This is a genomic window from Sphingopyxis sp. LARHCG72 (assembly GCF_052871675.1).
The window spans coordinates 1-8,369 of the sequence record NZ_JBIXJU010000007.1 but is presented as its reverse complement, the minus strand read 5'-3'; the positions used below and the strand labels follow the sequence as shown (position 1 = coordinate 8,369).

Annotated in this window: 7 protein-coding genes; 6 read left to right on the top strand and 1 reads right to left on the bottom strand. The window is 64.6% G+C overall.

What is annotated here, in order from left to right; translation table 11 throughout:
- Positions 1-38: 38 nt before the first annotated feature.
- The 5 genes from ACIPPQ_RS15905 to ACIPPQ_RS15885 are packed head-to-tail and all read left to right on the top strand — an operon-like array spanning position 39 to position 6,686.
- Positions 39-758: an OmpA family protein gene (locus ACIPPQ_RS15905; RefSeq protein WP_446545042.1), complete on the top strand. Its 720-nt coding sequence runs from the start codon at positions 39-41 to the stop codon at positions 756-758.
- Positions 758-2,152, top strand: a complete 1,395-nt coding sequence (locus tag ACIPPQ_RS15900; protein ID WP_446545041.1) for a TolC family protein — start codon at positions 758-760, stop codon at positions 2,150-2,152. Before ACIPPQ_RS15905 ends, ACIPPQ_RS15900 begins: the two co-directional genes overlap by 1 nt.
- A 37-nt stretch (positions 2,153-2,189) precedes the next feature.
- Complete coding sequence (locus ACIPPQ_RS15895; protein WP_446545040.1) at positions 2,190-4,337, top strand: type I secretion system permease/ATPase; 2,148 nt, start codon at positions 2,190-2,192, stop codon at positions 4,335-4,337.
- Positions 4,334-5,425 (top strand): cell wall hydrolase, encoded by a 1,092-nt coding sequence (locus tag ACIPPQ_RS15890; RefSeq protein ID WP_446545039.1) that lies wholly within the window; start codon positions 4,334-4,336, stop codon positions 5,423-5,425. Before ACIPPQ_RS15895 ends, ACIPPQ_RS15890 begins: the two co-directional genes overlap by 4 nt.
- A gap of 1 nt (position 5,426) precedes the next feature.
- Positions 5,427-6,686, top strand: coding sequence for an HlyD family type I secretion periplasmic adaptor subunit (locus ACIPPQ_RS15885; RefSeq protein ID WP_446545038.1), 1,260 nt, complete (start codon positions 5,427-5,429; stop codon positions 6,684-6,686).
- Here ACIPPQ_RS15885 and ACIPPQ_RS15880 read toward each other — a convergent pair.
- Positions 6,632-7,726: a transglutaminase-like cysteine peptidase gene (locus tag ACIPPQ_RS15880; RefSeq protein WP_446545037.1), complete on the bottom strand. Its 1,095-nt coding sequence runs from the start codon at positions 7,724-7,726 to the stop codon at positions 6,632-6,634. The genes ACIPPQ_RS15885 and ACIPPQ_RS15880 overlap by 55 nt on opposite strands.
- 38 nt (positions 7,727-7,764) lie before the next feature.
- Between ACIPPQ_RS15880 and ACIPPQ_RS15875 the strand changes: the two genes are divergently transcribed.
- On the top strand, positions 7,765-8,328 hold the full coding sequence (locus tag ACIPPQ_RS15875; protein ID WP_446545036.1) for a hypothetical protein: 564 nt from the start codon (positions 7,765-7,767) through the stop codon (positions 8,326-8,328).
- Positions 8,329-8,369 lie beyond the last annotated feature (41 nt).

Sequence of the window (8,369 nt, the reverse complement as noted above, 5' to 3'; positions counted from 1 at the left end):
CAGTGGATCAATATTGCATAACGGGAGGGCGTAACAGCATGGCACATCAATCGGCAAAATGGGCAGCGGGGGCGATCGCCGCGCTGGCTTTCGCCCAGCCCGGGAGCGCTTTGGCGCAGGCGCTGGCCGATCGACCGATCGGCGAGCTCAAGACCGAGGTCCGGACCCGCTATGATGCGGCGCTGGCGCTGACGACCGATCGTTCGGTCGTTGCGGCGAACAGCAATGCTTACACCTGGGCTTCGGAAGCCAAGGTTCATTGCGGGATCGCGCTCGGCTACCTCAAGTCGAACACGAAGGATGCGGAGAGCCTGCGTCGCTGCGATTTCGCTTACGGCATGATGACCCGCGGGCCGCAGCCGGCACCCGAAACGCCGCTGGTGCCGCCTCCGCCGCCCACGACCGAAAACTGCCCGCCGGTGGTTGCGTCGACCTTCTATTTCGATTGGGATTCGACCGTCGCGCCCGCCGACGCGAGCCAGTCGGTCGCCTTCATGGCCGAAAACCGCGCGCGTTGCGGCTGGCGCAGCTTCACCGTCGTCGGGCACACCGACCGGTCGGGTTCCGACAAATATAATGATGGTCTTGCGCTTCGCCGTGCGCGCGTGATCGCCGACATGATGGGCGGCGCGGGCATCCCCGCCGACGCCATCGCGGTGTCGGGCATGGGCGAACGCAAACCGCGTATTCAGACAGTGGATGGCCAGCGCACACCGGAAAACCGGCGCGTTGAAGTCGAAGTGAATGGGGGACAGTGATGAAAGCGCAACATAAGCTCGCAGGCTTTGCCTCGGCACTCGCCATATCCCTTTTCGCCAGTGCGGCCTGGGCCGAACCGACCACCATGCAGAATGTCATGGCGGTCGCGATCGACTCCAATCCGCAGATCAACCAGGCCGAGATGAACAAGCAGGCGATCGAGTTCGAACTCGAGCAGGCGAAGGGCCTGTACCTGCCGCGCGTGACGCTCGAAATGTCGGCGGGTGTCCGTCGGCTCGAGAATGCGACGCGCCGCAACCTTGGCATCGCCAACGACGAGCTTTATCCGCTCGAAGCTTCGATCCGGGCGGAGCAGACGCTGATCGATTTCGGCCGCCGTAATGGCGAAAAGCTCCGTCAGGCGGCGCGCGTCGACGGCGCTGCGCTGCGCGTGCTCGAACGGTCGGAGTTCATCGCGCTGCAGACCGCGCGGCAATATCTCGACGTCCTGCTGCAACAGCGGGTCGTCGCGGCGGCCGAAGACAATATGAGCTTTCACAACGCGCTCGTGAAGGATCTGTCGGAAGGCGCGGCGAAGGGATCGATCAGCATCGCGGACGTGCAACAGGCGCAGGAACGCGAAAAGGCGGCGAGCGTCCGCGTGGCGGAAGCCAAGGAGGCGCTGGTCAACGCGAAGATCGAGCTGCTCGCGCTGAGCGGCCTTCAGGTCGACGATGTGCAGATGCCGCCGGCGATGGCCGAAAAGCTGCCCGTCAGCCTGAGCGAAGCCGTCGGGCTGACGCGGTCGCGGCACCCCAAGGTGCTCGAAGCACAGGCCGACGTCGATGCCGCCAACGCCGAGGCCAAGAAGGCGAAGGGCGATTTCGCCCCGACGATCGGTCTCGAACTGTCGGGCCGGATCGGCGATGACATCGACGCCTTCCGCGGCGAGACGAACGACCTGCTGGGCCGCGTCGTCTTGCGCTGGGATATTTTCGACGGCGGGATCAACCGCGCGAAATATCAGGAGATGGTGCGCCGCGCGAGCGAGAGCCGTTTCCGCCTCCATGAAACCGAACGTAACGCCGAGGCCGATACGCGCCGCGCATGGAACAGCCGCGAAACGCAGACCGCGGTGTTCCGCGACCTCGTCGACCAGAGCCGGTCGACCGACGAACTGCTCAAATCCTATCGGGACCAGTTCACGATCGGACGCCGTTCGCTGCTCGACGTGCTCGATGCGCAGAACACGCGTTTCAACGTGCAGGTGCGCGCCGAAACCGCGCGTTTCTCGGAAATGTTCGCCGTCTATCAGGTGCTGGCATCGACCAACAGCCTGCTCGAGGCGTTCAACCTGACCGCGCCCGAATCGCGCCGCGTCTATGCGCGCGAGCAGGTCGGTTACGGTCCGCCGGCCCCGGCCGAGCTGCAGCGTCGCCGTTACCCGCAATAATTTATTAGTGGATTGATTCTAAGTAGAAAATTTCAATATGGTACAGGGTCAATCCTCCATTGCGCGTATCGGTAAAGAGGCGCCGGGCGATCCGCTGATCGCCTGCATCCTCTTTGTTGCGCAGCATTTCGGCCAGAATTTCCAGCGCGGCGCGCTCTCGGCGCTCGCGCGCGATGAAAGGGGCTTCCTCCCCTTTCATCAGGCCGAAGCCGCGCTCGACCTGTGTTTCATCAACAATGAACGGCTACCCGCGCGCAAGGTCAGGAACCTCGCGCGCGACCTGCCGGCTATCGTCCGCCGCACCGACGGCAGCTGCGCGGTGCTGCTCGAAGCGAAGGACGACCAATATCTCGTCTGGGAGCCCGAGGCCGACGCGCCGGTCTGGGCCGACGAAGCCGCGGTCGAGGAAAGCTACGCCGGACAGGCGGTCGCGGTTTCCGCCGATCCCACCGCGATCCGCGCCGAAGAACGGCCGTGGGACGAACAGGCAAAGCGCCACTGGTTCTGGAGCGAGATCCGGCGGATCCGCCGCTCCTTCTATCCGGTGCTCGGCGCGGCGCTGATGATCAACCTGCTCGGCTTCGCGCTGCCGCTGTTCACGATGAACGTCTATGACCGGGTCATCCCGAACAAGGCGGTGTCGAGCCTGTGGGTCCTCGCGGTCGGCGCGCTGCTCGCCTTTGCCGTCGAATTCACGCTCCGCCTCGCGCGCTCCACCTTGCTCGACGACCTCGGCCGCGAACTCGACGTCAAATTGTCCGAGAAGATCTTCTCCAAAGTGCTGAACATGCCGCTGGCCGATCGCCGCGGCAGCACCGGCATGCTCGCGCGGCGCGTTTCCGAATTCGAAAGCATCCGCGACTTCTTCGCCTCGACTACGATCGTTCTGATCGTCGATGTCGTCTTCCTCGTGCTGTTCCTGATCATGATCGCGGTGCTCGCCGGCTGGCTGGCGCTTGTCCCGCTGTCGATCATCGCCGCGATGGGCATCGCCGGATATTTTCTGCAGCGCCGAATGGTGCAGGCCTCGCTCGACAATCAGGCCGACGCAAGCATCCAGCATGCGATGCTCGTCGAAGCGATCGGTGGCGCCGAAACGATCAAGAGCTGCGCCGCCGAAGGGCAGGTCCTCGGCCAATGGCGCCGGATGGTCGACACCAGCGCGCGGACGCAGGCGACGATGCGCCGGACGGGCGCCGCGGCGATCAACCTCGCGACGCTGGGCCAGCAGTTCTCGAGCCTCGCGCTCGTCGTCGGCGGTTTTTACCTGTTCGACGCGGGCAAGATTTCGATGGGTGCGATCATCGCGATCGTCATGCTCGCGGGACGCTCGATGGCGCCAGTGGGACAGCTCGCCTTCCTGATGACGCGCGGGCGTCAGGCGCTGACGACGATGGCGAGCATCCAGCAGATGATCGTCGCCGACGACGAACGCCGCATGGGCAGCAGCGCGCTGAACCTGACGATCGACAAGGGACATACCGTCGTCGAGGGCCTGTCCTTCACCTATCCGGGTGCCTCGGCGCCGTCGCTGAGCGACATCAACCTCAAGATCGAGGCGGGCGAACGGATCGCGATCGTCGGCCGCGTCGCATCGGGCAAGTCGACGCTCGGACGCCTTTTGTGCGGGCTCTATGCGCCCGAGGCCGGCAATATCTTCATCGACGGGCTCGACAGCCGCCAATATTCGCCGATCTACCTGCGTTCGCAATTCCGCTTCGTCGGGCAGGACGCGGTGTTGTTCAGCGGGTCGATCAAGCAGAATATGCAATATTGCGCCCCGGCGGCGTCCGACGCCGAATTGCTCGCGACGCTGCAATCGATCGGCGCCGACCGATTCATGGGGCGCGACGAGACCGGGCTCGACCGCGGCACCGGCGAACGCGGCGGCCAGCTCTCGGGCGGCCAGCGCGGCTTCCTGACCATCGCTCGCGCGCTCGCGTCGCCTTCGCGGCTGCTGTTCCTGGACGAACCGACGGGCGCGATGGACACGCAGAGCGAGCGGCTTTTCATCCAGGCGCTCGATAGCGCCGTCGCGAAATCGCAGACGGTCGTGATTGCCACCCACCGCGAGGCGATCCTGCAGATGTGCGACCGCATCATCGTGATCGACGGCGGCCGGATCGTTGCCGACGGCCCGCGCGCCGAGGTGCTCGCGCGATCGACCAAGGAACCGACATCATGATACCGGAGCTCAACATCGGGCGCGACGGCGCCACCAGCGCCGAGGCACCGTGGGCCGACGGACAGCAGAGTTCGTCGAAGAACCTCAAGCTCGTGCTGTTGGGCCTGGCGCTGGTTGCTGCCGCGATCCTCTTTGCTTCGTCGAACGACCGCCTGTCGCGCTTTTTCGAAGGCGTCGTCGCGAGCTGGACCGCCGATCCCGTCGAAACCGCCAAGGCGGCGAAGAAGAAAGCAATCGCGAAACTGATCACCGAGACCGAGACTGACTCGATCGTCCCGGCGGCCGAGGGCGCCGACGCGGTCGCGCGCAACGCGCTGCTGCCGGTTTCGACGCTGCCCGTTGAGGCGGCGCGGCCCTTCATCATGCCGACCATCTCGCTCGCCCAATCGACCAATGCGCAGCGCTGCCTGACGCAGGCGATCTATTATGAAGCGGCGACCGAATCCGATGCGGGCAAGGCCGCGGTGGCGCAGGTGATCCTCAACCGGATGAAGCACCCCGCCTATCCGAACACCGTCTGCGGGGTGATCTATCAGGGCAGTTCGCGCCCCGGTTGCCAGTTCAGCTTTGCGTGCGACGGGTCGATGCGCCGCGCGCCGATGCCCGCGCTTTGGCGCCGTTCGGCAGAGATCGCGCGCGCCGCGCTGTCGGGCCATGTCGAGGTTAGCGTCGGCATGGCGACGCATTATCACGCCAATTATGTCCTGCCACGCTGGGCACCGAAGCTGACCAAGATCGAGCAGATCGGCGCGCATATCTTCTATCGCTGGCCGGGATCGTGGGGAAAACCGCGCGCTTTCTCCGACGCCTATGCCGGCGCCGAATTCATCCCCGCCTTCAGCCAGCTTTATCAGGGCGGAGCAGCGCTCGCCGAGACATCGCCGGGCGAGGCGATCGCGGTCGAGGGCGTGCCACCGCCGCGCGACCCGACCGATCACCGCGCCGACAATGATGTCGGCGGCCGCGTCGACGTCACCAAGGGCTGGGTCCCGAATATTCCCGACCCGACGCAGAGCAAGTCGCGCTTCGACAGCCTGACCAGTCAGCAGGGCCCTGTCGCCACGCCCGAACCCCAGCCCGGAAAATAATATGTCGATCGTGAAATTTTGGCAGCGTCTTCGCGGAAGCGAACAGATCATGGTCGCGGCTGCCGCAGGCTTCGTACTGTTCCTGCTGTGGGCAAGCATCGCGCGCGTCGACGAGGTGTCGCGCGGGCAGGGGCGGGTGATCCCGTCGTCGAAGGTCCAGATCATCCAGTCGGCCGAACCGTCGACGATCCGCGAAATCCTGGTGCGGTCGGGGCAGACGGTGAGCAAGGGGCAGTTGCTCGTGCGCCTCGACAATACGACATCGCAGTCCGAACTCGGCCAGCTCGAAACCGAAAATGCCCGCCTTGCGCAGCGCGCCGCACGCCTTGCAGGCGAAGGCGGCAGCGGGGCCGGGTGCGCCGGCGCCAATTGCGGTGACGAAGCGCGTCTTGCCGAGGTGCGGCGCTCGTCGCTGCAAAGCCAGCTCGCCGCGCTATCGGCCAGCGTCGAGCAGCGCCGTCGCGACATGGGCGAAGCGCAGGCGACCGCCTCGTCGCTCGAAAGCAGCCTCAGCCTCGCGCGCGAACAGGTCGCAATGCTCGCGCCGCTCGCGGCGAAGGGCGTCGTGCCGCAGACCGAACTCCTCACCGCGCAGCGCGAGGTCGTCGACATCCAGGGCCGGCTCGCCGCGGCGCGTCAGGCGATCTCGCGTTCGCAGGCGGCAGTGCGCGAGGCCGGTGCCGAAGTGTCGCGCGCGCGCTTCGATTTCCAGCAGGAAGCGCTCAACGAACGCAGCCAGCTCACCACCAAGATGGCGGTCAACGAAGAAACGATCCGCGGGGCCGAAGGCCGGCTCGCGCGATCCGAAATCCGTTCGCCGACACGCGGGGTCGTGAACGACCTGCTCGTCAACACGGTCGGCGGCTTTGTGAACGCGGGCGAACAGATCATGCAGGTCGTGCCGCTCGGCGACAAATTGCTCATCGAAACGCGCGTCACGCCGCGCGACATCGCCTTCATCAAGGTCAGTGATCCCGCCAATGTGAAGGTGACCGCCTACGATTTCTCGATCTATGGCGGGCTGAAGGGTCGCGTCGTCCGGGTTTCGGCCGACAGCATCTATGACGAGGTCGAACGGCAGGCCTATTTCACCGTCGTCGTCGAAACGACGAACAGCTATCTGACGTCAAACGGCCGGCGCCTCCCGATTACCCCCGGCATGCTCTGCGACGTCGAAATCGTCACGGGCAAGAAGTCGGTTCTCAGTTACTTGCTGAAGCCGGTCTTGAAGGTGAGCGGGTCGGCCTTGACCGAACGCTGATTGTTGAACGCCAGCGTGAAGGATTTGCGCGACGCCGGGATCGGGGTCGCGAAGGGGGTCGGCTGCGTGCCGCGATAGGCGTGCACCCAGCGCTGGTTGCCGCTGAACGACAGCACCGGCCGGACCGAATTGCCCTGACTGCCGTCGTAGAGGCGGTCGGTCATATTATCGAGCACGACCTTCCCGGAGGCGGTCTGCACCAGCAGGAACGCATGATCGCTGTTCGCCGCCAGATCGCGGAGCAGGACGAGCTTCATCCGGCTGGCGTCGACCCCCGCCGCGCGGAGCAACTGCATCTTGAGGATCGCAAAATCCTCGCAGTCGCCGCTGCCGCGCGCGATCGTCTGTTCGGCGGTCGCCCAGAAGTCGCGCTGGCGGTAATTTCGGTCGTCGTTCACATAGGCGATCTCGCGATTGACCCACTGGTTGACGCGCGCGAGCAGGTCGGCCTCGCCGATCCCCGGCGCGGCATTTGCCCGCCGCAACTGCGCCTGCATCAGCCCGGCGGGCGCGGCGCGGCGGACATGGTCCCAGCGGTCGTCGAAGCGTGTCCGTTTGACCGGGATCGCCCGGGTGCCGAGTTCGGCGGTCGGGTCGGTATCGGCTGCGGCGGCGAACGCCTCGCCGATCGATGAAGGGTTGGGAAGCGCGGCTGCGGCATCGCAGTTCCGGACATCGGCCAAGGCGAAGGAAATCGGGCCGCGGCTCGCCGGCTCCAGCGTCCGGCGCTCCGGGAAAGCAACGAGGTTCGCGGTGACGGGGGCCGGGACCGTGAAAGGCGCAGCGGCGGCGGGGATGCCCGCCTGTTCGGCGCGAATGCGATCGAGCGCGCTGGGCGCACCTCCCAGCAGCATATTCACGGCATCGGTGCGGGCCGTCGACGCGACGGGGCAAGGGGCCTTGCTGACCGGCAACGACCGGTCGTTGACCAGTTTCGATGAAGCATGGGCGGCTGCCGGCGTGAGCGCGGCGGCGGCAATCGCGATGGAGACAGGAAGCCATCGGGACTCGCCAGCGACAAGATGGGCGTTCTTTCTCATGCTGCCGCATTTGCCGCGGCGGGATGAGGATTCTTTTCATGACGATAGTAAACGCCGCATTCAGCACGTTATGCGGACGCGATAAATGGCAGCGAAAAGCCATGGTAAGTAATTGGAAATATGAGGAAGTGGTGCGCTTACAGGACCGCCTTTCGGCCTATAGTGAGTTGATATATAGTCGGTTTTTTCAGCCACAAATTTTTGGCCCCCGCGATCCGGGACTGACCGAACTAAGGACTCACATCTGGTCCCGTACTATTTTTGACAGAAACTCCCGGAAAACCGTGATCTTCGATTTCAGAAACCGTCCGTACACAGCCGACATATTTTTGGGCCAAATTTCAGTGCTGGGACCCAAATCTCAATCGCGCTCAGAAAAAGAAGCCATATATTTCAGTACGAAGGCCGCTGATCCCCTTATGGCGCTGGCATACTTAGGTCTAAAATTGCCGAAAATCGTGGCCCCCACGGGAGGCATCATGGGCATGTGGCCCCGCATGCTGGGTGATGGGAAACTGGCCTGCTGCCGGTTTGATGGACGCCGAGATAAGTTCATTCAGGCTACCCCAGCTTCACGTTCGAAGTCGATAGGACTGAGGTAACCCAGGGTCGAGTGACGCCGGGTCGGGTTGTAGAAGCATTC